General features: G+C 65.8%; 18 protein-coding genes. 8 read left to right on the top strand and 10 right to left on the bottom strand.

The window, feature by feature from the left end:
* Positions 1-2: 2 nt before the first annotated feature.
* Positions 3-914 carry a phosphodiesterase gene (locus QM615_RS20165; RefSeq protein WP_094641556.1) on the bottom strand — a complete coding sequence of 304 codons (912 nt, stop codon included), beginning with the start codon at positions 912-914 and terminating at the stop codon, positions 3-5.
* A 158-nt stretch (positions 915-1,072) separates the two neighbouring features.
* Between QM615_RS20165 and QM615_RS20160 the strand changes: the two genes are divergently transcribed.
* Positions 1,073-1,882: an alpha/beta fold hydrolase gene (locus tag QM615_RS20160; protein ID WP_094641337.1), complete on the top strand. Its 810-nt coding sequence runs from the start codon at positions 1,073-1,075 to the stop codon at positions 1,880-1,882.
* 72 nt (positions 1,883-1,954) lie between these two features.
* Here the strand turns inward: QM615_RS20160 and QM615_RS20155 are convergent, their stop codons facing one another.
* Positions 1,955-3,082 (bottom strand): acyl-CoA dehydrogenase family protein, encoded by a 1,128-nt coding sequence (locus QM615_RS20155; RefSeq protein ID WP_283347814.1) that lies wholly within the window; start codon positions 3,080-3,082, stop codon positions 1,955-1,957.
* A 16-nt stretch (positions 3,083-3,098) separates the two neighbouring features.
* Positions 3,099-4,274 carry an acyl-CoA dehydrogenase family protein gene (locus QM615_RS20150; protein ID WP_283347813.1) on the bottom strand — a complete coding sequence of 392 codons (1,176 nt, stop codon included), beginning with the start codon at positions 4,272-4,274 and terminating at the stop codon, positions 3,099-3,101.
* Positions 4,275-4,352: 78 nt separating this feature from the next.
* On the opposite strand from QM615_RS20150, the gene QM615_RS20145 reads away from it, so the two are divergent.
* The 4 genes from QM615_RS20145 to QM615_RS20130 are packed head-to-tail and all read left to right on the top strand — an operon-like array spanning position 4,353 to position 7,677.
* Positions 4,353-4,907, top strand: coding sequence for a histidine phosphatase family protein (locus QM615_RS20145; RefSeq protein ID WP_283347812.1), 555 nt, complete (start codon positions 4,353-4,355; stop codon positions 4,905-4,907).
* Positions 4,908-4,921: 14 nt separating this feature from the next.
* Positions 4,922-5,404 (top strand): RidA family protein, encoded by a 483-nt coding sequence (locus QM615_RS20140; RefSeq protein ID WP_283347811.1) that lies wholly within the window; start codon positions 4,922-4,924, stop codon positions 5,402-5,404.
* A gap of 39 nt (positions 5,405-5,443) precedes the next feature.
* Positions 5,444-6,934 (top strand): ABC transporter permease subunit, encoded by a 1,491-nt coding sequence (locus QM615_RS20135; protein WP_283347810.1) that lies wholly within the window; start codon positions 5,444-5,446, stop codon positions 6,932-6,934.
* Positions 6,931-7,677: an amino acid ABC transporter ATP-binding protein gene (locus QM615_RS20130; protein ID WP_283347809.1), complete on the top strand. Its 747-nt coding sequence runs from the start codon at positions 6,931-6,933 to the stop codon at positions 7,675-7,677. Before QM615_RS20135 ends, QM615_RS20130 begins: the two co-directional genes overlap by 4 nt.
* Before the next feature lie 85 nt (positions 7,678-7,762).
* Here QM615_RS20130 and QM615_RS20125 read toward each other — a convergent pair whose 3' ends face one another.
* The 4 genes from QM615_RS20125 to QM615_RS20110 form a co-directional block, all read right to left on the bottom strand.
* Positions 7,763-9,826: a xanthine dehydrogenase family protein molybdopterin-binding subunit gene (locus QM615_RS20125; protein WP_283347808.1), complete on the bottom strand. Its 2,064-nt coding sequence runs from the start codon at positions 9,824-9,826 to the stop codon at positions 7,763-7,765.
* Positions 9,823-10,818 carry an FAD binding domain-containing protein gene (locus QM615_RS20120; protein ID WP_094688050.1) on the bottom strand — a complete coding sequence of 332 codons (996 nt, stop codon included), beginning with the start codon at positions 10,816-10,818 and terminating at the stop codon, positions 9,823-9,825. Before QM615_RS20120 ends, QM615_RS20125 begins: the two co-directional genes overlap by 4 nt.
* Positions 10,815-11,315, bottom strand: a complete 501-nt coding sequence (locus QM615_RS20115) for a 2Fe-2S iron-sulfur cluster-binding protein (RefSeq protein ID WP_068053261.1) — start codon at positions 11,313-11,315, stop codon at positions 10,815-10,817. Before QM615_RS20115 ends, QM615_RS20120 begins: the two co-directional genes overlap by 4 nt.
* 95 nt (positions 11,316-11,410) lie before the next feature.
* A complete protein-coding gene (locus tag QM615_RS20110) occupies positions 11,411-13,156 on the bottom strand; it encodes a DEAD/DEAH box helicase (protein ID WP_231911489.1) in 1,746 nt (581 codons plus the stop codon).
* 310 nt (positions 13,157-13,466) lie between these two features.
* On the opposite strand from QM615_RS20110, the gene QM615_RS20105 reads away from it, so the two are divergent.
* The gene (locus QM615_RS20105; protein WP_176460380.1) at positions 13,467-15,254 is read left to right on the top strand and encodes an AMP-dependent synthetase/ligase; all 1,788 of its coding nucleotides are present in this window, start codon (positions 13,467-13,469) and stop codon (positions 15,252-15,254) included.
* Between the two features lie 60 nt (positions 15,255-15,314).
* Here the strand turns inward: QM615_RS20105 and QM615_RS20100 are convergent, their stop codons facing one another.
* On the bottom strand, positions 15,315-15,932 hold the full coding sequence (locus QM615_RS20100) for an alpha/beta hydrolase (protein ID WP_068053245.1): 618 nt from the start codon (positions 15,930-15,932) through the stop codon (positions 15,315-15,317).
* A gap of 79 nt (positions 15,933-16,011) precedes the next feature.
* Here QM615_RS20100 and QM615_RS20095 point away from each other — a divergent pair, with 79 nt between their 5' ends.
* Complete coding sequence (locus QM615_RS20095; protein ID WP_149407959.1) at positions 16,012-19,461, top strand: TM0106 family RecB-like putative nuclease; 3,450 nt, start codon at positions 16,012-16,014, stop codon at positions 19,459-19,461.
* Here QM615_RS20095 and QM615_RS20090 read toward each other — a convergent pair.
* Both QM615_RS20090 and QM615_RS20085 read right to left on the bottom strand, forming a co-directional pair.
* A complete protein-coding gene (locus QM615_RS20090; RefSeq protein WP_283347807.1) occupies positions 19,431-20,645 on the bottom strand; it encodes an alanine racemase in 1,215 nt (404 codons plus the stop codon). The two genes, QM615_RS20095 and QM615_RS20090, sit on opposite strands and share 31 nt — an antisense overlap.
* 72 nt (positions 20,646-20,717) lie before the next feature.
* Positions 20,718-21,359 (bottom strand): TetR/AcrR family transcriptional regulator, encoded by a 642-nt coding sequence (locus QM615_RS20085; RefSeq protein WP_068053247.1) that lies wholly within the window; start codon positions 21,357-21,359, stop codon positions 20,718-20,720.
* A 101-nt stretch (positions 21,360-21,460) separates the two neighbouring features.
* Here QM615_RS20085 and QM615_RS20080 point away from each other — a divergent pair, with 101 nt between their 5' ends.
* The gene (locus QM615_RS20080; protein WP_283347806.1) at positions 21,461-22,774 is read left to right on the top strand and encodes a D-arabinono-1,4-lactone oxidase; all 1,314 of its coding nucleotides are present in this window, start codon (positions 21,461-21,463) and stop codon (positions 22,772-22,774) included.
* The last annotated feature ends 97 nt before the right edge of the window (positions 22,775-22,871 follow it).

Raw genomic sequence — 22,871 nt, 5'->3', positions numbered from 1 at the left:
GCTCATGCGTCACTGAACGTCTTGCGCCGCGCGCTGTCTGCGATGGTCACTCCCGCTGCATTCAGCCTGCGCGCAGTCTCCTGAGCCGAGACCGGCTCTCCCACAGTGTCGTACGACCCTGTGGGCACCACCGAATGCACGACGGTGTCCTCGTAGACATGGACCAAGTTGTAGCCCTGGGCACCGTCGCGTCCGCGCAACCCGCCTGCGGGCACGTTCAGATCCTGGGTGTAGCACGTGGCCGACGCCACCGAGACCGGGATACCCGCGAACGTGGCGGTCGTCGAATAGTGCAGGTGCCCAGCAAGAATGGATCGCACATCGGTTCCGCGTAGCACGTCGGCCAGCCGAGGCTGATCGATCAGTTCGACCAGCACGGCGAGATCGAGCACGGTCGGTACCGGCGGATGATGCATCGCGAGAATGGTGCCGAACTCGGCGGGGGTCGCGAGAGTGTCTGCCAGCCAGGTCAATTGCTCGTCGCCGAGCTCACCGTGATGCCTGCCCGGCACCGTCGTGTCGAGCGTCACCACACGAAGACCGTCGACGTCGTGGACACGATCGATGGACTGCCCGGTGGGTTCGGCGTCGAGAAGCTTCTGACGAAACGTCGCCCGGTCGTCGTGATTGCCCATCGCCCAGACGATCTGCGCACCGAGTTCCTCGGCCACCGGCTCGACCAACGCGCGCAATTTCTCGTACGCGCCCGGCTCACCCTTGTCCGTCAGATCCCCCGTGAACACCAATGCGTCGGGCCGCACACCGGAGTTGCGTACGTCGGTCATCACCTGCTCGAGCCGCAAATGGCTGTCCACGCCCCCGTACAACCGACCTCCGCCGTCGACGAGATGCGTGTCGCTGATATGCAGCAAGCAGTGATGGGGACGTGGGTACTCGGCCATCCGAGACTTCATCGAACTCTCGCTCACGATCGGACCTACCGTTTCACGTTCACCCGGCCGGGCGAACGCCACTGTTGCAACCCAAGCATACGAGCGTTCACTGAGAAAAAGCTGGTCGGATCTACGCGGTGAACACCGCACCAACATCCGGCGTGTGACAGGTTGAGAGCATGACGAAACCGAAGCTGACCACCCTTCTCGCAACTGCAGGACTGACGGTGGGGTCGATGGTCGGCATCGGCGTCGCGCCCGCTGCCGCGCAGGAGCTGCCGACCGTGGTGCTGGTGCACGGAGCCTTCGCGGACAACACCAGCTGGGACGGCGTAGCCGACAACCTCCGCGGCCGCGGCTACCCGGTGGTGACGGCGGACAACTCGCTGCGCGGACCGGCATTCGACGCGGCCTCGGTCACCGATGTCGTCGAGAGCATCGACGGGCCGGTGGTACTGGTGGGCCATTCGTACGGCGGCACGGTGATCAGCAACGTGCACGCCGACAACGTGGAAGCGCTGGTCTACGTCGCCGCGTTCATGCCCGTCGAGGGCGAACCCGTCGCCCTGGAACTCGACCCCATCCGATTCCCGGTGACCGCGCTGGTGCCGCCGGTGATCGGCCTGTCGATCGTCGACGACTCCTCCAACCTGATCGGCAAGAACGTCGACTCGTACATCACGCCTGCCCTGTTCCGGCCGTTCTTCGCCCCTGATGTCACCGAGGAGCAGGCCGCGCGCATGGTCGCTCACCAGAAGACGATCGCTGCCGGTGCGCTGCTCGAGCCGAGCGGTCCGCCGTCCTGGGCGGACACACCGTCGTGGGCGCTGATTCCCCAGCAGGATCAGATCATCCCGGCCTCGGCCGAGCGGTTCATGGCGCAGCGGGCGGGTGCTCGGGTGACCGAGGTGCCGGGTTCGCACGCGATCCTGGTCTCGAACCCCGCAGCCGTGGCCGACCTCGTCGCCGAGGCGGATGCGGGCAGCTGACACCTCACGAAACGACCTCGGGCCCGGCCACCTGTCGAAGGTGGCCGGGCCCGAGGAGTCTTCGGACGAGCGTCAGATCCCAATCAGATCGTGATCGGCGACCTTCGCGGCAAGGATGCGTAGGTGCTCGTCGGCACCACCGAGCGTGTGCTCGATGGCCACCAGTCGACTGGTGTAATGCCCCACCGGATACTCGGCCGTCACGCCGATTCCGCCGTGCAACTGAATGGCCTCCTGGCCGATCTTGCGACCGGACCGCGAGATCTGCAGCTTCGCGCGCGACGCGATGGTCGGGTCGACGTTGCCGTCGGCCAAGGACATCGTGGCGTACAGGCTCATGCTGCGGGCGAGTTCGAGCAGCACGTACATGTCCGCCGCACGGAAGGTGAGCGCCTGGAACTTGGCCAGCGGAACCCCGAACTGCTTGCGCTGCTTGAGGTAATCGGTGGTCAACCGAAGCGCCTCTTCCATCGCACCGATCGCCTCGGCGCAGAGCGCGGCCTGCGCTCGCACCTCGGCACCGGTGATGGCCGCGGCCGCGTTCTCGGCGGTGCCGAGCGGTTCGGCTGCGACGTCGACGAATTCGATCTGCGCGGCGCGCTGACCGTCGTGGGTGGCGTAGGACTTGCGCGTGAGACCGGTCGCGTCGGCGTCGACGACGAACAGTCCTGTTCCACCGGTGGGCAGCGTCGCACTGACGACGATCACGTCTGCGCTACCACCGTGCGGAACCGGATTCTTGACGCCGCTGATCGACCACGATCCACCGTCCTCGGTGGCGGCGGTGGCGACCTCGACGTTGGGCCAGCGGCTACCGGATTCGTTGTGCGCGAACGCCAACATCGACGATCCCTCGGCGACGGGCGGCAGGAGCCGCGCGCGCTGATCGGCGCTGCCGAGCTCGGAGATCAACCCGCCGGGGACGAGAACGGCGTCGAGAATCGGCTCCGGTGCGAGCCGTCGTCCGACCTCGGTCATCACGGCCATGATCTCCACCGGGCCGGCGTCCATCCCGCCGTCTTCTTCGCTGAACGTCAGACCCAGCAGGCCGACCTCGGCCAACTGCTTCCAGACGTCGGTGCTCCAGCCCAGCTCACCGGCAACGATCTTGTTGCGCTTCTCGGTGTCGTAGGCCCGTGAGAGAACCTCACGAGTGGTGTCGCGCAGCAGCTTCTGCTCTTCGTTGAGTTCGAAATCCATGTCTTCAGATGCTCCCTTACAGTCCGAGAATCGCAGAGGCGATGATGGTGCGCTGAACCTCGTTCGAGCCGCCGTAGATCGACACCTTGCGGTAGTTGAGATACCCCGGTACCGAGCGCTGAGCCCAGCCCTCGCTCTCGATGTCCTCGCCCGCCTCGTAGGGCAGTGAGTCCGGCCCGGCGACGTCCATCAGCAATTCGGTGGTGGCCTGCTGCAGTTCCGATCCCCGCAGCTTGAGAATGGACGACGCCGGATTCGGCTTGCCGTCGTCGGAGCTCGACACCATGCGCAGCTGAGTCAGCTCGAGGGCGAGCAGTTCGTTCTCGACCTCGGCCATCTTGGCCGCGAACAGTGGATCGTCGAGCAGCGTGCCGGTGCCGACCTTGGTCTGCGCCGCGTGCTTCTTCGCCTGTCCCAGATGCACTTTGGTGTGCCCGGCACGGGCGACGCCGGTGCGCTCGTTGCCGAGCAGGAACTTGGCGTAGCTCCAGCCCTGGTTCTCCTCGCCGACGAGGTTCTCCGCTGGAACGCGGACGTTGTCGAAGAAGACCTCGTTGACCTCGACACTGCCGTCGACCAGCTTGATGGGACGCATCTCGATGCCGGGAGTGTTCAGATCGATGAGCAGGAAGGAGATTCCGGCCTGCTTCTTCGGCGCGTCCGGGTTGGTGCGCACGAGGGCGAAGATCCAGTCGGCGTACTGGCCGAGCGTGGTCCACGTCTTCTGTCCGTTGACGATGTAGTCGTCACCGTCGCGGATGGCGGTGGTGCGCAACGACGCCAGGTCCGATCCGGCCTCGGGCTCGGAGAAGCCCTGGCACCACCAGATGTCGAGGTTCGCCGTCTTGGGCAGGAACTTCTCCTTGAGCTCCTGCGAGCCGAACGTCGCGATGACCGGACCGACCATCGAGGCGTTGAACGCCAGCGGCTCGGGCACCGACGCCAACTGCATTTCGTCGAGCCAGATGTGACGCTGTACAGCGGTCCAGTCGCGGCCACCGAACTCGGCGGGCCAATGCGGCACCGCCAGGCCGTTCTCGTTCAGGATTCGCATGGTCGTAACCACCTCGTCCTTGCTCAACTCCTGACCCGTCGCGCTCTTCTCGCGAATCTCGGCGGGGACCTTCGTGGTGAAGAACGTCCGCATCTCGTCACGGAACGCGGCCTCTTCTTCTGTCAGGGCAAGATTCATCGACAATCCTCCAAGCTCGTTCGCGTATCTTCGTATCGACCGTACTCCCTGGTAACTCTGGGATATTCTCCGCTCACTATGACTCTTCTGGCACTGGTTCGGCACGGTGAAACGAACTGGAATCTGCACGGGCGCCTGCAGGGCTCTTCGGACATTCCTCTCAACGACACCGGGCGAGCTCAGGCCCGCGAGGCCGGCTACGAGCTCGAGTACCGGACATGGGACCACCTGGTCAGCTCCCCGCTGATCAGAGCGGCGGAAACCGCAGACATCATCGGCGCGCACCTGGGTCTGACCCGCACCGCCGAGTTCCCCGATCTGGCCGAGCGGCACTTCGGTGACGCCGAGGGCTTCACCGACTGGGACGCGTACTCGCACTGGCCGGACGGCCGGTACCCGGGCTTGGAGCCGCGTTCGAACCTGATCGTGCGAGGTGTGCGCGGCGTGGACGAGATCGCGTCGCGTTACCCGGACTCGGCGGTGATCGCCGTGGCGCACGGCGGCGTCATCCGGGCGATCTTCGACGCTATCCGGCGACGCCACTCCCCGCGCATCCTCAACGCGGGCGTCTCCACCCTCGAACACGACGGTTCTCGCTGGACCGTTCGCACCATCAACGGCATCCCGGTCTGACAGAGTTTTCTTTCATGGAGATCGAACGTCGCATCACCGAACTCGGCTTCACGTTGCCCGGCGAACCGACCGCCCCACCCGGTTTCGAGTTCTCGTTCGAATGGGTGCGCGTACGCGGCAACCGGGTCTTCGCCTCCGGCCATTCCCCCTTGGACCGGGACGGCACCCTGGCCGGCCCGTTCGGTGCAGTGCCGTCGCAGGTCGATCTCGATTCGGCCACCGATGCCGCACGCGACACCGCGCTGGCGCTCCTCGGCAGCGTCGCCCGTGCCATCGGCGACCTCGATCGAATCAGCGCGTGGCTGACCGTGACCGGGTCGGTCAATGCCGACCACGGCTTCACTCAGACCACCACGGTCGTCAACGGCTTCTCGGATCTGGTGCTCGCCATCTTCGGTCCGGAGATCGGTGCTCATGCCCGCACCGCACTCGGGGTGTCTGCATTGCCGATGAACAACACCGTCGTGGTGTCAGCGGAACTGGAGATCGACGGGTAGGTTTTGCTCCACTCGTACATACGGCGAAAGCGGGCGCAGATGGTGCGCAGATCGATTCTTGCTCTGGTCGCGATTCTCATCGGCATCCTCGGGTTGTCCGGCTGCAGTTCGTCCTCCCAGTCGTTGCTGGACCGGGTGCAGGACGAGGGCGTACTGGTCGTCGGCACCGAGGGCACCTACAGCCCGTTCAGCTATCAGGGCGCGGACGGACAACTCACCGGATACGACATCGACGTCATCAACGCCGTCGGAGCCGAGTTGGGCGTACGCGTCGACTTCGTGCAGACCCCGTTCGATTCGATCTTCGCCGGACTGCAATCCCAACGCTTCGACCTGATCGCCAACCAGGTCTCGATCACCCCTGCGCGCCAGTCGGCCTACGACCTGTCCACGCCGTACACGGTGTCGGAAGGCCAGATCCTCACGGCCGCAGACGACTCCACCATCACCTCTCTCGCCGATCTGGCCGGCAAGACCACCGCGCAATCCTCGACGAGCAACTGGGCCGAGGTCGCGGCGAACGCAGGCGCGAACGTCGAAGCCGTCGAGGGATTCGTACAGGCGGTCACTCTCGTCAAGGACGGCCGCGTCGACGCCACCGTCAACGACTCCCTCGCCATCGCCGAATACCTGCAGCAGACCGGCGACACCGGCGTGAAGATCGCAGGCGAGACCGGCGACACGACGCTGCAATCCTTCGTGGCCCGCAAGGACAGTGGGCTGATGGACGAGGTCGACACCGCCATCGACACGCTGCGCGAGAACGGCACCATCGCCGAGATCTCGAACAAGTACTTCGGCAGTGACGTCGCCGCACCGACCGCCGACACCGTGGTTCCGACGAGCGACGACGCAGCGTCGACGGCACCGTCCAAAACGCAGCTCGTTCTCGACAACCTGTGGCCGATGCTCGAAGCCACGGTGACAATGACGATTCCGCTGACCGCCATCAGCTTCGTGGTCGGACTCGTCATCGCCCTCGCGGTGGCACTGGCCCGGATCTCGTCGATCGCACCGCTCGCTGCGGTCGCCCGGTTCTACGTCTCGATCATCCGCGGCACTCCCCTGCTGCTGCAGCTGTTCATCATCTTCTACGGGCTCCCGCAGTTCGGCATCGTGATCTCGCCGTTCCCGGCCGCGGTGGTCGCGTTCTCGCTCAATGTCGGTGGCTACGCGGCCGAGGTGATCCGGGCCGCGATACTGAGCGTGCCCAAGGGACAGTGGGAGGCCGCGCAGACCATCGGGATGGGCTACCGAACCACGTTGCAGCGCATCGTGCTTCCACAGGCACTGCGCACCGCGGTACCACCGTTGTCGAACACGCTGATCTCGCTGGTCAAGGACACCTCGCTGGCATCGACCATCCTGGTGACCGAACTGCTGCGCGTCGCACAGCTGGCAGCGGCACCGACCTTCGACTTCTTCACCCTGTATACCGTTGCGGCGCTCTACTACTGGGTGATCTGCATCGTTCTCTCGTTCTTCCAAGGCAAACTCGAAGTCCGACTCGACAGGTACGTGGCCAAATGACAGACCTGCTGGAAGTATCCGCACTGAAGAAATCGTTCGGGCCACTCGAGGTGTTGAAGGACATCTCGTTCACCGTGCCGTCCGGCACCGTCACCGTCATCATCGGACCGTCCGGATCCGGCAAGACCACGGTGCTGCGCACACTGAACGCACTCGATCAGGCCGACGCAGGCATCATCCGGATCGGGGACGTGTCGGTGGATTTCGCACAATCCGTCAACGCGGCGCAGCTCCGACACTTCCGCGCTCAGAGCGGCATGGTGTTCCAGAGCCACAACCTGTTTCCACACAAGACTGTGCTGCAGAACATCATCGAGGGACCGGTGATCGTGCAGAAGCGAGCCAAGGACGACGCCATCCGTGACGCGCACGCGATCCTCGATCAGATCGGTCTCGACGCCAAGTCCGACCAGTACCCGTTCCAGCTTTCCGGAGGCCAGCAACAACGCGTCGGAATCGCCCGAGCTCTGGCCCTGCGCCCCAAGCTGATGCTGTTCGACGAGCCCACCTCGGCACTCGATCCCGAACTCGTCGGCGAGGTACTGGCCGTCATCAAAGGTCTTGCCGCGCAGGGCTGGACGATGGTGATCGTCACCCACGAAATCCGCTTCGCCCAGCAGGTCGCCGATCAGGTGCTGTTCATCGAGAACGGCGTCGTCCTCGAACGCGGCACACCCGAGCAGGTGCTGGTGAACCCGACCGAACCCCGCACCCGCCAGTTCCTGCAGCGGATTTTGGCCTAGAGGGGCTGCGTAGAGGGGCTGCGCCCCAGGTGTGTGGAACTTCGTAGCAGGGGTCGAGTTTCCACTCACCTGCGGCGAAGCCGCTCTAGAGGTGCGGCAGCACCTTGTCCATGGTGATCGGCAGGTCGCGGACTCGGACGCCGGTGGCGTTGTAGACGGCATTGCCGATGGCCGCCGAGGATCCGACCGCACCGATCTCACCGATTCCCTTACCGCCCATCGGCGCGAGTTCGGTGTCGACCTCCTCGACCCACACGGCCTCGAGATCGGTGACGTCCGCACAGGCCGGGATGTGGTACTCGGCGAGATCGTGATTGGCGAACCCGCCGAACTCGTGATCGGTGATGCCGTTCTCCATCAGCGCCATGCCGAGTCCGAACGTCATGCCGCCGATGAGCTGAGACCTCGCCAGCCGCGGATTCATCACCGCGCCGATGCCGAAGACTCCGAGCATCCTGCGTACCCGCACCTCACCGGTATCGATGTCGACCGCGACCTCGGCGAACTGGGCACCGAAAGCCATGCGCGCCAGCTCCTTCTGCCCCTCGACGTCATCGGTGGTGTCGGCCTCGGCGGAGTTGCCCGGCTCGTACGAACCCTGAGACTTCAACGAGTGGCAGACCTTGGTGACGGCCCAGCCCCACGACGAGGTACCCGAGGACCCACCGGCTCCTGGAGCGGTCGGCAGAGCGCTGTCGCCGAGTTCGACGGTCACGCTGTCTGCATCGACCTCGAGCGCATCGGCGGCAATCTGTCGCAGCACGGTGCGCGCGCCGGTACCGATGTCCGACGCGGCGACGGACACCGTGATCGTGCCGTCCGACTCCACTCGCGCCGACGCGGTACTCGGCGAGATCAACACCGGGTAGCTGGCCGTCGCGACTCCCATGCCGACAAGAGTGTTGCCTTCTCGACGCCGACCGGGCGTGGGATCGCGGCGGTCCCAGCCGAACTGCTCCGCACCCTCGCGAAGGCACTGCACCACACTGCGTGAGCTGAACGGGTTACCACTGGCGGGATCGACGTCCGGCTCGTTGCGAACGCGCAGTTCGATCGGATCGACGCCGGTGGCCGCGGCCAATTCGTCGATGGCCGTCTCGACGGCGAACATGCCGGGTGCCTCGCCGGGTGCCCGCATCCACCGCGGCGTTCCGACGTCCAGTTTCGCGAGACGGTGGGTGGTGCGACGGTTGGGGGCCGCATAGATGTGCCGAGTCGATTCCGACGTCTGCTCACAGAACTCGAAGATCGTGCTGGTCTGCTGGAACGAATCGTGCGCGATCGCCTGCAGCGCACCGGTCGAATCAGCGCCCAGACGAACGTGATTGAGCGTCGGCGTGCGGTACCCGACGACATCGAACAACGCCTGCCTCGGCAGCACCAATTTCACGGTGCGGCCGGTGGCTCGCGCGGCCATCGCAGCGAGGATCGCATTGGGCCGAGTACTTCCCTTGGCTCCGAATCCGCCGCCGACGTTCTCCGCGACGACGCGAACGTTCTCGGGCTCGAGGTCGAACGCCGTGGCGAGATCGCCCTGCACACCCGACGGTGCCTGCGTCGAGTCCCACAGCGTCAGAACGCCGTCGGCCCACTGCGCCGTGGTGGCATGCGGCTCCATCGGACTGTTGTGCATCGGCGCGGTGGAATACCAGTTGTCGACGACATGCTCAGCCGTCTTCAGCGCTGCATCGGGATCCCCGATCGTCACGTCGGTGGGAAAGCCGGCGTTGACGGACTCGGGTGCGTAGAGCGAGCCGTGCTCGGCCGTCAAAGAGTTGTCGGGTGAGCGGACATCGGTGTACTGCACCCGCACTCGGGCTGCGGCGGCGCGGGCGTCCTGAAGAGTATCGGCCACGACGACGGCCACGATCTGACCGCGGTACGCGACGGTGTTCGATTGCAGGACATGCAGTTCGGCGTCCTCGACCTCACCCAGCTTCTCCGCGTTGCCGTGCCAGACGACCGCATGCACCGTGGGGTCGTCGTCCAGTTCGACTCGTTCGACCGTGCCCGCAGGAACTGTCGCGGGCACGTACCAGGCGTACAGCTGCCCGACGGCCGGCGGCTGCTCGGCGGCGTACCGAGCCCGGCCGGTGACCTTCGCGATCGATTCGGTGCGCTGAATCGGTTGTCCGATCGATGCAGTCATGACCGGTCTCCCGACACTGTGAGTTCCGCCAAGGTGCGGGTGACGAGATTGGTCACCAGTGGGATCTTGAACGCGTTGTCGCGCAACGGTTCCGCCGCATCGAGTTCCAACGCGATGGCCCGCCGGAACGACGCCTCCTCGGCGGCCGCGCCGAGCAGCGTGTGCTCGGCCGTGCGAGCCCGCCACGGCTTGTGCGCCACACCGCCCAGCGCGATCGACACCCCGCGCACGATTCCGTCCTCGACATCGAGAGTGGCGGCGACCGAGGCGATCGCGAAGGCGTAGGACTGCCGGTCTCGCACCTTGCGGTAGGTGGAGACGGTGCCGTCCGCCGGTGCCGGTATCTCGATGGCCGTGACGAGTTCGTCCCGCGCGACCGTGTTGTCGCGCTCGGGCGCGTCGCCGGGGAGCCGATAGAAGTCATCGATCGCGAGGGTGCGCTCTCCGTCGACTCCGCGCACGACCACACGTGCGTCGAGAGCGGACAGCGCGACCGCCATGTCGGAGGGATGCGTCGCCACGCAGGCCTCCGAGGCCCCGAGGATGGCAAGGTTGCGGTGCTCACCGGTCCGGGCCGGGCAGCCCGACCCGGGTTCGCGCTTGTTGCACGGCTTCGATGCATCCATGAAGTACACGCACCGAGTGCGCTGGAACAGGTTCCCACCGGTGGTGGCCATGTTGCGCAACTGACCCGAGGCACCGGCCAGCACCGCCCGCGAGAGCACCGGATAACGCTGACGCACCACCGGGTGCACCGCGAGATCACTGTTGCTCACGCCGGAACCGACACGAAGCGAGCCGTCGTCGGATACATCGATGTCGTGCAACGGAAGTCGCGTCACGTCGATCAGCGTCGTCGGGCCCACGACTCCGAGTTTCATCAGGTCCACGAGGTTGGTTCCCCCGCCGAGCAGCATCGCGTTCTCGTTCTCGGCGAGGCGGGCCACGGCGTCGTCGACTGCGGTGGCTGCGTCGTACTCGAAGGTCTTCACGACGCGTCCCGTACGGCCGACACGATATTGCAGTAGGCACCGCAACGACAGAGGTTGCCGCTCATACGTTCTCGTATTTCGTCGGGATCGAGTTCGACGTCGGCACCCTCGATGTCCTCGGTGACCGCGCTGGGCCATCCCTGCTTGGCCTCTTCGATCACCGCGACCGCCGAACAGATCTGCCCGGATGTGCAGTACCCGCACTGGAACGCGTCGCGATCGACGAAGGCCTGCTGCACGGGGTGCAGGGTGTCGCCGTCGGCCAACCCCTCGACCGTGGTGATCTCACGATCCTGCTGCGCCACTGCGAACGTCAGGCAGCTGTTGATCCGCCGTCCGTCCACCAGCACCGTGCAGGCCCCGCACTGCCCGTGGTCACACCCCTTCTTGGCACCGATCAGGTCCAGGTTCTCGCGGAGAGCGTCGAGCAGGGTGGTTCGGGTATCGCAGTCGAAAGCGCGGTCGGTCCCGTTGACACGGAGAGTGACGTTGGTCATGCACGGGCGGATACCCGCGGCCTCGGCCACCAAACGCTCGCGCTTGGGTCGTGCGCGGAAACTCGTAGTGGGCTACGAAGTGCCGTGCACGTGCGCTAGCGCCGCCCCTTGTACTTTCCGCCGCCGCTGCGTCCGGGAGGACCGGAATCGGGTTGCAGCTGAATCAGTACGCCACTGATGCGGGTGCGGCGCAACGCCTCGACGGTCTCGTCGGCGAGGTCGGCCGGCAACTCCACCAACGAGTGATCGGGACGAATGCTGATGTGCCCGAAGTCGCTTCGACGCAGACCGCCCTCGTTGGCGATGGCACCGACGATCGCTCCCGGGGCGACGTGATGCCGCTTGCCGACGCTGATGCGGTACGTCGCCATCTCCTGGCCGGTCTTGCGATGATGCGAGCTGGCCGCGTCCTCGTCGAACGTGCGCGGTGGCCGGGGTTCGCGCGGCTCGCGCGGTGCCCGCGGCGGGGCAGGCGGCTCGGGCTTGAGCAGGAACGCTTCGCCGTCGCGGGACTGAATGGCCAGCGCCGCCGCGATGTCGACCAAGGGCACGTCGTGCTCGCGCTCGTAATCCTCGATGAGACGACGGAACAGCGCCAGATTCTCGTTGCCCAGGCTCTCGGTGATGGAGTCCTTGAACTTCGTCACGCGCTGCGCGTTGACGTCGTCGACGCTCGGGAGCTGCATCTCGGTGATCGGCTGACGCGTCGCACGCTCGATGGCCTTGAGCAGGTGCCGCTCGCGCGGCGCGACGAACAGCAGGGCCTGCCCGGCGCGGCCGGCGCGACCGGTACGACCGATGCGGTGCACGTAGGACTCGGTGTCGTGCGGGATGTCGTAGTTGATGACGTGCGAGATGCGGTCGACGTCGAGACCACGGGCCGCGACGTCGGTGGCCACCAGGATGTCGATCTGACCGTTCTTGAGCTGACCGATGGTGCGCTCACGCTGTGCCTGCACGATGTCGCCGTTGATCGCCGCGGCCGAGAAGCCCCGTGCGCGCAGCTTCTCGGCGAGCTCCTCGGTGGCCTGCTTGGTACGGACGAACATGATCATCGCCTCGAACTCTTCGACCTCGAAGATTCGAGTGAGCGCCTCCAGCTTGCGCTGATGTGCCACCTGAACGTAGCGCTGGGTGATGTTCGGTGCCGTCGACGTCTTGGTCTTGACGGTGATCTCCACCGGATCGTGCAGGTACTGCTTGGAGATCTTGCGAATCGCGGCCGGCATCGTGGCCGAGAACAACGCGACCTGCTTGTACTCCGGGGTATCGGAGAGGATGCGCTCGACGTCCTCCTGGAAACCCATCTTGAGCATCTCGTCGGCCTCGTCGAGGACCAGGTACTCTAGCCCGGACAGGTCGAGGGTGCCCTTCTCGAGATGGTCGATGACGCGGCCGGGAGTACCGACGATGATCTGCGCGCCCTTGCGCAGACCGGACAGCTGGATGCCGTACGCCTGACCGCCGTAGATCGGCAGGATGTGCAGACCCGGAATGTGGGTGGCGTACTTGCCGAACGCCTCGGCGACCTGGAGCGCCAGCTCACGGGTCGGGGCCAGTACCAGAGCCTGCGGCACCCGACGCGAGACGTCGAGACGCGAGAGGATCGGCACCGCGAACGCGGCGGTCTTGCCGGTTCCGGTCTGCGCGAGTCCGACGACGTCGTTGCCTGCCATCAGCGGCGGAATGGTGGCCGCCTGAATGGGCGACGGGCTCTCGTAGCCGACATCGCGGAGGGCCTTCAGGACCCGCTCGTCGATCCCGAGGTCGGCGAAGGTGATGTCGTCGCCCGCTGGAACGGCGGACTCCTGCGGGGGCGAATTCGTCTCGTCGGACGTCACGGCGGCATCCTGTTCAGTTTCTGAAGTGCTCATATGTCGCACGAGTTTAGTACCTGCTCGGGCCCTGCGAACCCTTCTACGCTGATCAGGTGACGAAAACGGTCACGACGGCCTGCGGTGCGAGCGGCCTCACACCGGCGACCCGACACCCGAACGCGACTGCGGACCGTTAAGTTGTACCCCGAGTCACACTCAACTACCCCGGACTCGCGGCAAAGTCGACAAACCGGACACCCCGGATGGTGCGCCACGGCCTCGAATGTGATGAAATGCACAACTACCACGCTATTTTTCCGTAAGGGGTCCAGCAGTGCGCGAATATTCTGTGCCGGCGTCGTTCACCATTCCTGACGACGCATCCATGGCCGACACCGTCTACAGGTACGAGAAGGAATCGCCCAACTTCGTACCCTTCCAACGTCTGGTGAACGGCAACTGGACCGATGTCACCGCAGCTCGCTTCGCGACCGAGGTCGCGGCAGCAGCCAAGGGACTGATCGCCTCCGGTATCGAACTCGGCGACCGTGTCGCGATCCTCAGCGCGACGCGCTACGAGTGGGTCGTCCTCGACTACGCCATCTGGTCCGCAGGTGGCTGCACCGTCGCGATCTACGAGACCTCCTCCGCCGACCAGGCGCAGTGGATTCTCGAGGACTCCGCCACCAAGTTGCTCGTCGTCGAGACCGCAGCGCACGCCTCGAACCTCAAAGAGGTCACCGAGGGTGCCAAGGATCTGCGTGAGGTTCTGCAGATCGACGCCGGAGCCATCGACGAGCTGACCACCCGCGGAGCCTCGGTCAGCGACGAGGAACTGCATGCACGACGCCATCAGGTCAGCGCGGCATCGCCCGCGACCCTGATCTACACCTCGGGCACCACCGGACGACCCAAGGGCGTTCAGCTCACGCACGCCAACTTCTACGCCGAGGTGCAGGCCACCCAGATCGCGCTGCACGACTCGATGAAGGAAGGCAACCGCACGCTGATGTTCCTCCCGATGGCGCACGTGTTCGCCCGCGCCGTCTCGTTCGGCTCGTTCGAGTCCAAGGTCACCGTCGGACACACCTCGGACGTGACGACGCTGGTGGATCAGTTCGCCGTGTTCAAGCCGGACTTCATCCTGTCGGTGCCGCGTGTGTTCGAGAAGGTCTACAACTCCGCCAAGCAGAAGGCACACGACGGCGGCAAGGGTTCCATCTTCGACAAGGCCGCCGCGACGGCCATCGAGTGGAGCGAGGCCCAGGAGAAGGGCGGAGCCGGGCTGGTTCTGAACCTCAAGCACACGGTGTTCGACAAGCTCGTGTACTCCAAGCTGCGCGCCGCACTCGGCGGCAACTGCACCCGCGCGGTGTCCGGTGGTGGACCTCTCGGTGCCCGCCTCGGCCACTTCTTCCGCGGTGCGGGCGTCCCGGTCTACGAGGGCTACGGCCTGACCGAGACCAGCGCGGCCATCACCGTCAACACCACCAAGGAACAGCGCGTCGGCACCGTCGGCAAGCCCATCGACGGCCACTCGGTGAAGGTCGCCGAGGACGGCGAACTGCTGCTCAAGGGACCGGTCGTGTTCAGCGGCTACTGGCACAACGAGAAGGCCACGTCCGAGGCCATCGTCGACGGCTGGTTCCACACCGGCGACCTCGGTGCCATCGACCAGGAAGGCTACGTCTCGATCACCGGCCGCAAGAAGGAGATCATCGTGACCGCGGGTGGCAAGAACGTCGCCCCCGCAGTGCTCGAGGACGCCCTGCGCGCGAACGCGATCATCAGCCAGTGCCTCGTCGTGGGCGACGCCAAGCCGTTCATCGGTGCGCTCATCACCCTCGACCCGGAAGCACTGCCCGGCTGGCTCGAGCGGCACAACCTGTCCGCGGACATTCCGTTCTCCGAATTGTCCAAGAATCCCGAGATGGTCGCCGAGATCGACAAGGCCGTCGCCGAGGCCAACAAGAAGGTCTCGAACCCGGAGCAGATCAAGAAGTACACGATCCTCGAGAACGACTTCACCGTCGAAACCGGTGAGCTCACCCCGACGATGAAGCTCAAGCGCAACATCATTCATGCCGAGCGCGGCAGCGACATCGAAGCCATCTACTCGTAGATCGACCGAACGAGAACGGGCCCGGCGCTATCCTCGCGCCGGGCCCGTTCTTTTTCGTTGTCAGGACATGTGGTCGTCGAGGAACTCCGCCACCACCGACGTAACCTGCAGATGGATCTTCTCGTGCAGCAGGTCGTGGCCACCGTCCTCGAATTCACGCAGGGACGCGTCGGGAACACCGCCGATCCACTCGCGCACCGCATCGACCGGAGCCAGACGATCGTCCACGCCGTGCACGGCCAGCAGCGGAATGACGTTGTCGGCGAGATCGGTGACCGAGCCGGTCACCGACTTGGGCGTTCCGCACAGTACGGCGCACTGCACCGCCTCCGGATGCGCACCGAGGGCTGCGATGGCCGTCGCCGCGCCCAACGAATGACCCATCAGTGCAAAGGACAACTCCGGGTGTTCGGCCTCGGCGATCTCGAGCAACTGCAGCGCGTTCTGAGCGAGTGCGGGAATCTGAGCGGCGTCCGTCAACTCACCTTCGGTGAGGCCGTGGCCCACATGGTCGACCGCCCACACATCGACTCCGCGTCCGTTGAGGACGCGAGCGAAACGGTGATAATGGCCGCTGTTCTGGCCGAGACCGTGCAGAAAAACGAGACCGAAACGAGCATCGGGGACAGTCCAGTTTCGGTAATGGACCGCGCCGGTGGCTCCGTCGAAAAAAGGCATTCGATCATTTTGCCTCCTCGCGACGGCATCCGCGCGCAACGTGACCGGAACCGCTCGCGGCGGTGACTAGGGTGGGCGCGTGTTCCTCATCGGCGATCGCGTCATCTACAGCGCCAGCGACCTCGCCGCGGCAGCGTCGTGCGAATTCGGACTGCTGCGCCGACTCGACGGCCTCACCGGTCTGATCCCGCGGGCCACCGCCGAGCCGGATCCGATGCTCGACCGCACCTCTGCACTCGGATTCGAGCACGAACGCCGTCAACTCGAGACATTCCAGCAGCGGTTTCCCGGCGGCGTCCTGACGATGGACCGACCGGGACGCACAGCGCAGGAAATGGCCGACGCGGCCTGGGCGACGTTCACCGCCCTGACCTCACGCACACCCGTGGTCTATCAGGCCACGTTCTTCGACGGCCGATTTCTCGGTTTCTGCGACTTCCTGGTGGCCGAGGGCGATCGGTACGCCGTGTACGACACCAAGCTGTCGCGGCACGCGAAGGTGTCGGCACTGCTGCAGTTGGCGGCCTACGCGGACGCGCTGCGGTCCGGCGGCATCACCCCGAGCGACGAGGTGCACCTGATGCTCGGCGACGGCAGCGACTCCGCGCACTCGCTCGCCGAGATCCTGCCGGTCTACCGACAGTCCAGGGAACACCTGCAACACATCCTCGACGAGCACCACGCCGAGGGGACCGTCGTCGACTGGTTCGACGCGCGCTACTCCGGCTGCGGGCAGTGCGAGGCATGCACGGTCGAGGTGGAACAGCACCGCGACCTGGTTCTGGTCGCAGGCATGCGCGCGAGCACCAGGGACAGACTGCTCGACGCCGGCATCTCGACGGTCGACCAACTGGCTGCATCGACCGGAAGCGTGGACGGCATGTCGTCTCGCACGGTCACGAATCTGCGAGCTCAGGCCGCGCTGCAGGTTCGTCAGGAACACAGCGGCGACGCCGAGTTCGAGATCTTCGACGCCGACGCCCTCGGCGTGATCCCCGAGCCCGATCCGGGAGACATCTTCTTCGACTTCGAGGGCGACCCACTGTGGGCCGAGGCCGGCAGTGCCGAATGGGGACTCGAGTACCTGTTCGGTGTCTACACCGCCGACGGCGATTTCCTCCCGTTCTGGGCGCACGATCGCGCGCAGGAACGCCGCGCCCTGATCGACTTCCTCGACTACGTGACCACCCGTCGCGCCGCCTACCCGAACATGCACGTCTACCACTACGCGCCGTACGAGAAGACCGCGCTACTGCGCCTCGCCGGACGCTACGGAGTGGGTGAGGACGCGGTCGACGACCTACTGCGGGACGACGTTCTGGTCGACCTCTACCCGATCGTGCGATCTGCGGTGCGCATCGGAGCCAGGTCGTACAGCATCAAGAAGCTCGAACCCCTGTACATGCCCGCGGCCCGCGACGGGGACGTCACCGATGCGGCCGCGTCGATCGTCGAATACGCGAACTGGTGCGATCTACGAGACCAGGGCAAGGACGCCGAGGCTGCTGCGCTCCTCGCCGATATCGCCGAGTACAACCGCACCGACTGCGAATCGACGCTGCGACTGCGGGATTGGTTACTTGGGCGCGCGTCGGACGCCGGTGTGCACCCGCGGGCTCGGCAGCATCTCGAACTCGAAGACGGTGCGACGGACACCGCGAGCCCGCTGGAGCTCGAACTCGCCGACTACGCCGGTCTGCCGTGGGAGCGCACCTCGACGCAGCAGGCCGTCGCATTGTTCTCCGGTTCCATCGGCTACCACCGCCGCGAGCGAAAGCCGTTCTGGTGGGCGCACTTCGATCGCCTCACCCACCCGCTCGACGAGTGGGCCGACGCAGCCGACGTGCTGAAGGTCGAGCGCGCAGAGCTGGTGCACGACTGGATGAAAACTGCACCGAAGCAACGGGTCCTGCGACGACAGCTCAAGCTGTTGGGACACCTGAGCAGCGGCGTCCTGTCGAGCTCCAAGGTCAAGCTGCTCTACGAAAACCCGGCCCCGGAGGGATTACCGAAACAGCAGCCGACCCATCGCGCGACCACGACGGTCGAGATCGTGGAGGCGGGCTACGAGGGCACCCTCGACATGGTGGTGGTGCAGGAGAACCTGCGCAAGGGAGTGGACGAGTACCCCGACTTTCCCGTCGCCACCGCACCCGAGCCGCCCCCGGCCACCAAGTATCTGGAGCAGGCGATCGTTGCCGTCGCGGCCGAGGTCCACGCCGCGCTGCCGCACCTTCCGCGCACGGCCGTCGCCGATCTGCTGACGCTGTCGCCGCCCCGAACCCGTTCCGGCACCGGACTTCCCGAGGTGCACGCCGGTGACTACGCGGCGGCCGTCACGGCGGCGCTGCTCGATCTGGACCGGTCGTACGTTGCCGTGCAGGGGCCGCCCGGGACCGGGAAGACGTACACCGCCGCCCGGGTCATCGCCGAGTTGGTCGGTGTCCATCACTGGAAGGTCGGGGTGGTGGGCCAGTCGCATCACGTGGTGAACAATCTGCTCGACACGATTGTTCAGGCCGGAGTCGACCCGGGTCGGGTGGGCAAGAAGGCCCCGACCGCCCACACCGTCCTGGACCCGACGGACTACTGCCGCTTCGTCACCGAGGCCGACGAGGGATGCGTCATCGGCGGTACCGCCTGGGACTTCTCCAACCCCGGCCGCATTCCGCCCGAGTCGCTCGATCTGCTGGTCATCGACGAGGCCGGGCAGTTCTCCCTGGCCAACACCATCGCCGTCTCGGTGTCCGCACGCAACCTGCTGCTGCTCGGCGACCCGGCACAGTTGCCGCAGGTCAGCCAGGGCACTCACCCAGAACCCGTCGACGAGTCGGCTCTGGGTTGGATCACCAGCGGTCACCCGACGCTGCCCGTCGACCGCGGGTACTTCCTGGCCACGACGTGGCGGATGCATCCCGATCTGTGCGCGCCGGTCTCGGCACTGTCGTACGAGGGCAAGCTCGAGTCCAACCGTGCTGTGACACAGGCACGTTCACTGGAGTCGCTCGAACCCGGCCTGCACCTCGTCTACCTCGACCACCACGGCAACTCCACCGACTCGGTGGAGGAAGCCGACGAGATCGTCACTCACGTGCAGAAGCTGCTGGGCCGACTGTGGAGCGACCCGCAATCCTTCGAGGGTGCGCGGCCGATGGACCAGGGCGACTTCCTGGTCGTCGCGGCCTACAACGCGCAGGTGGCCGTCATCGCCCTGCGACTCGCGGCCGCCGGACTCGACGAGGTCTCGGTGGGCACCGTCGACAAGTTCCAAGGACGGCAGGCACCGGTGGTGTTGATCTCGATGGCCGCGTCGGCAATCGAAGACGTGCCACGAGGCATGGGATTCCTGTTGTCCCGCAACAGACTCAACGTCGCCGTCTCGCGAGGCCAGTGGGCGGCGATACTGGTCCGGTCGCGGGCACTGACCCGGTACCTGCCGTCGACCCCGGCCGGACTGGTCACCCTCGGCACTTTCATGAGCCTGTGCGAGAACGGAATTCAGCCGAACGCCATGCCCTCACCACGATAGGTGGGGAGCGCCTCGACGGACCCGTCGGCGTGTACCAGATGCAGGGTGTCGAACCGCTCGCACAGCTCGCCGGCCTTGGCATGCCGGAACCAGACGCGATCACCGATCCTGATCTCGCCCGCTCCGCTCACCGGAGTCTGGACCTCGCCCGCGCCTTCGTTGCGCAGCAACTTCAGACCGGACGTCACCACGCCCCTGGCCTTTCTCGACCACGCGATCGGCCGGGGTGCCCGCGACGACGATGCCGGACCCGACGCGATGTAGCCACCGCCGAACAACGTCGCGATCTGCGGGGTGGGCTTGCGCACCGCGGGCAGCGCGAAGAACAGCGACGGCTCCGCCGAGAACGCGCGATACCGATCGAAGAGCGTCGGCGCGAACAGACCCGATCCCGCAGTCACCTCGGTGACGACCGGATCGGTCGCCGAGAACTCGATCGACCCGGTCCCGCCACTGTTGACGATCTCGATCCGGCCGACTGCCGCGGTCACTGCCTCGACCACTGCCGTTCTGCGCGTGGAGATCTCACGAGACGACAGCGACTTCATCCATTCCACCGCGAGATTGGCGTCGGGCACACCGGCGATCTGCGCCTCGTAGAACATCAGCCCGACTACTCGGAACCCCCGCGCCTGCGCCGCCCGTGCGAAGGCGGCGACCTGCTCGGGTTCGCGCAGTGGCGAACGTCTGACACCGATGTGCAGCGGCCCGATCCGCAGCGAGGCATCGACGTCGAGACAGATACGGGGCTTGAGAAGATCGCTGGCGGTGGCGTCGCGCACGATGTCCAGCTGTGCGACGTCGTCGACCATCAGCGTGATGCGCCCCGACAGAACACGATCGTTGACGACCTCGGCGAGAGCGGTGCGGTCGACCGTCGGATACCCCATCAGGATGTCCTCCACGCCGTGGCGTGCCAACCAGATCGCCTCACGCAGGGAGTACGCCATGACCCCGCTCACGCCGTCGGCCGCGAGCACCCGATCCAAAACCCCCCGGGACCGAACCGACTTGCTCGCGATCCTGATCGGCACTCCGTCCGCCCGTGCTCGCAGCGCCGCAGCATTGGCATCGAGAGCCGCCAGATCGACTGCAGCCAAGGGTGATTCGAGCCCTTCGGTGGCAGCGGCGATACGGGACAGTGGTGTCGTGTCGGTGGTTGCGACACCGGCGATCGAACTCATGCGGCTCATTCCTTTGTCGTTGCCAGGTCCGAACAGTCAAACACTCCACAGCCGAGAAGTCCCGGCGAGCATTCAGCGGTCCTGAGCCTTGGCCGCTATCAGACCCGACAGGTCGTCGATCTGCGCCAGCACCTCGAGATCGTCGCCGTCGACCAACCATCGCAGCACCAGGCCGTCGAGAGTGGCCATCCCGAAACGCGCGATCGACGCCACCGGCTCCAGCCATCGCGTCCCGGTGTGGGCGGAACACTTCTCGAAGAACAACCGGGCCTCGGAGTCTCGGATTCGGTACTGCCCACTGGCGATCTCGGCGGCCGTGGCGGACCCGAGCGCACGATGGCGCAGCAAGTAGGTCTTGATCTCGTACGCGAGCAACTGCCGACCCGGTGACTTCTCGATCAGCAACCACACCGCGCTCAGACCGCCGTGCACCAGCTCGCGCAGACCCCGGACACCCGGGAGTTCGCGCGTGCCCACCGCGCTGTCCAACGCGGCATGCAGAATCTCGGTGACGTCGACGATGAGGTGCTCCCCCATCGCGATCACCAGATCCTGCTTGGTCTCGAAGTGGTACTGCACGATGCCCTTGGTGACGTCGGCGTGCTCCGAGAGAGCACGCACGGTCAGAGACTCGATGCCGACCCGCTCCGCGACATCGATCGCAGACTGCACCAGTTGTGCGCGCCGCACATCAGCGGGCAGCCTCGATTGCATCACCCGATCCTAGGGCGCGGACGAGTTCTGTGCCTCCGATTGACCCACGGGAGTGGAGCCTGCGGAATGACCCGCCGTTCGAGCAGTGCGATAGTGATTCGATGATCGAGCGGTCGTGGCAGAACTGGGCGGGGAACCAGCATGCGTATCCGGTGCATCGAGCCGAGCCCTCATCGGTGGACGAGTTGCGTGCGATTCTGCGGGATGCCGTCGAACGATCTCGGACGGTGCGGTGCGTCGGAGCGGGCCACTCGTTCACTCCGATCGCGGTCACCGACGGCGTTCAGATCAGCCTGGATTCGCTGCAGGAGATCGAATCGGTGGTGCACGAGGACGACGGCTCCGCCCGGGTGACGGTGCTCGCAGGCACTCGGCTGCGCGATCTGACCGCGCGGTTGTGGGACCTCGGCCTGGCCATGACCAACCTCGGCGACATCGACGAACAATCGATTGCCGGAGCCATCTCCACGGGCACTCACGGAACCGGAGCCCGCTTCGGCGGCATCGCCACCCAGGTGCGCGCACTGGAACTGATGACCTCGGACGGCCGGCTGGTGCAGTGCTCTCGCGAGGAGAACACGGCACTGTTCGACGCGGCCCGCGTCGGGCTCGGTGCGCTCGGTGTCATCACCCGAGTCACGCTCGAATGCGTTCCGGCCTTCGCCCTCCGGGCCGTCGAGGAGCCGTCGACGCTCCGGGCGACGCTCGCCGATCTCGATGCGATCGTGGCAGGCGTCGACCATTTCGAGTTCTACTGGTTTCCGCACACCGACCGAGTGCTGACCAAACGCAACACCCGACTGCCCGGCGACGCTGCGCTGCGTCCGCTGGGAAAGGTGCGGTCGTATCTCGACGACGAATTGCTGTCCAACACGGTCTTCGAGGGCCTCAACCGCGTGGTGACGCGGGTGCCTGCCCTGATTCCACGCCTCAACGCGGTCTCGGCGAGAGCGCTGTCAGCCCGCGAGTACACCGATCGTTCGTACCGGGTGTTCGCATCGTCGCGGACCGTCAAGTTCGTCGAGATGGAATATGCGGTGCCTGCAGCCGAGATCGGCCGGGTGCTGCGCGAGGTGGATCGCTGGCTGGAGCGGTCTGCCATGTCCATCGCGTTCCCCGTCGAAGTGCGGTTCGCCGCGGCCGACGACATCTGGCTCTCCACCGCGTACGGACGCCCGACGGCCTACATCGCCGTGCACCAGTACCACCGCCGCGATCACCGCGAGTACTTCGACGCCGTCGAGGCCATCTGCCGCAGCGTCGGCGGCAGGCCACACTGGGGCAAACTGCACTCCCTCGGCGGCGATGAGCTCCGCGATACCTACGAACACTTCGACGACTTCCTGCGTGTTCGGGATGCGATGGACCCGATGAAGCTGTTCGGCAGCAGATACCTCGAACACCTACTGTCCTGAGCGGCCGACCGGTGTAGCGCTGCGCGCAATTTTTGCTCCACTCCTGCGACCGTCGAGTGGGTTTCCGCAGGTGAACGCGTCGAGTGGAGTGTCCTGT

This window comes from Rhodococcus sp. IEGM 1341 (genome assembly GCF_030056895.1).
GTDB lineage: Bacteria > Actinomycetota > Actinomycetes > Mycobacteriales > Mycobacteriaceae > Rhodococcoides.
This window is presented reverse-complemented; position numbering and strand designations above follow the sequence as displayed.

Excerpts from the sequence above, each read along its gene's own strand:
- QM615_RS20130 (WP_283347809.1), top strand. The coding sequence starts at position 6,931 with ATGACAGACCTGCTGGAAGTATCCGCACTGAAGAAATCGTTCGGGCCA.
- QM615_RS20140 (WP_283347811.1), top strand. The coding sequence starts at position 4,922 with ATGGAGATCGAACGTCGCATCACCGAACTCGGCTTCACGTTGCCCGGC.
- QM615_RS20080 (WP_283347806.1), top strand. The coding sequence starts at position 21,461 with ATGATCGAGCGGTCGTGGCAGAACTGGGCGGGGAACCAGCATGCGTAT.
- QM615_RS20090 (WP_283347807.1), bottom strand. The coding sequence starts at position 20,645 with ATGAGTTCGATCGCCGGTGTCGCAACCACCGACACGACACCACTGTCC.
- QM615_RS20160 (WP_094641337.1), top strand. The coding sequence starts at position 1,073 with ATGACGAAACCGAAGCTGACCACCCTTCTCGCAACTGCAGGACTGACG.
- QM615_RS20145 (WP_283347812.1), top strand. The coding sequence starts at position 4,353 with ATGACTCTTCTGGCACTGGTTCGGCACGGTGAAACGAACTGGAATCTG.
- QM615_RS20125 (WP_283347808.1), bottom strand. The coding sequence starts at position 9,826 with ATGACTGCATCGATCGGACAACCGATTCAGCGCACCGAATCGATCGCG.
- QM615_RS20085 (WP_068053247.1), bottom strand. The coding sequence starts at position 21,359 with ATGCAATCGAGGCTGCCCGCTGATGTGCGGCGCGCACAACTGGTGCAG.
- QM615_RS20165 (WP_094641556.1), bottom strand. The coding sequence starts at position 914 with ATGAAGTCTCGGATGGCCGAGTACCCACGTCCCCATCACTGCTTGCTG.
- QM615_RS20100 (WP_068053245.1), bottom strand. The coding sequence starts at position 15,932 with ATGCCTTTTTTCGACGGAGCCACCGGCGCGGTCCATTACCGAAACTGG.
- QM615_RS20115 (WP_068053261.1), bottom strand. The coding sequence starts at position 11,315 with ATGACCAACGTCACTCTCCGTGTCAACGGGACCGACCGCGCTTTCGAC.
- QM615_RS20150 (WP_283347813.1), bottom strand. The coding sequence starts at position 4,274 with ATGAATCTTGCCCTGACAGAAGAAGAGGCCGCGTTCCGTGACGAGATG.
- QM615_RS20135 (WP_283347810.1), top strand. The coding sequence starts at position 5,444 with ATGGTGCGCAGATCGATTCTTGCTCTGGTCGCGATTCTCATCGGCATC.
- QM615_RS20155 (WP_283347814.1), bottom strand. The coding sequence starts at position 3,082 with ATGGATTTCGAACTCAACGAAGAGCAGAAGCTGCTGCGCGACACCACT.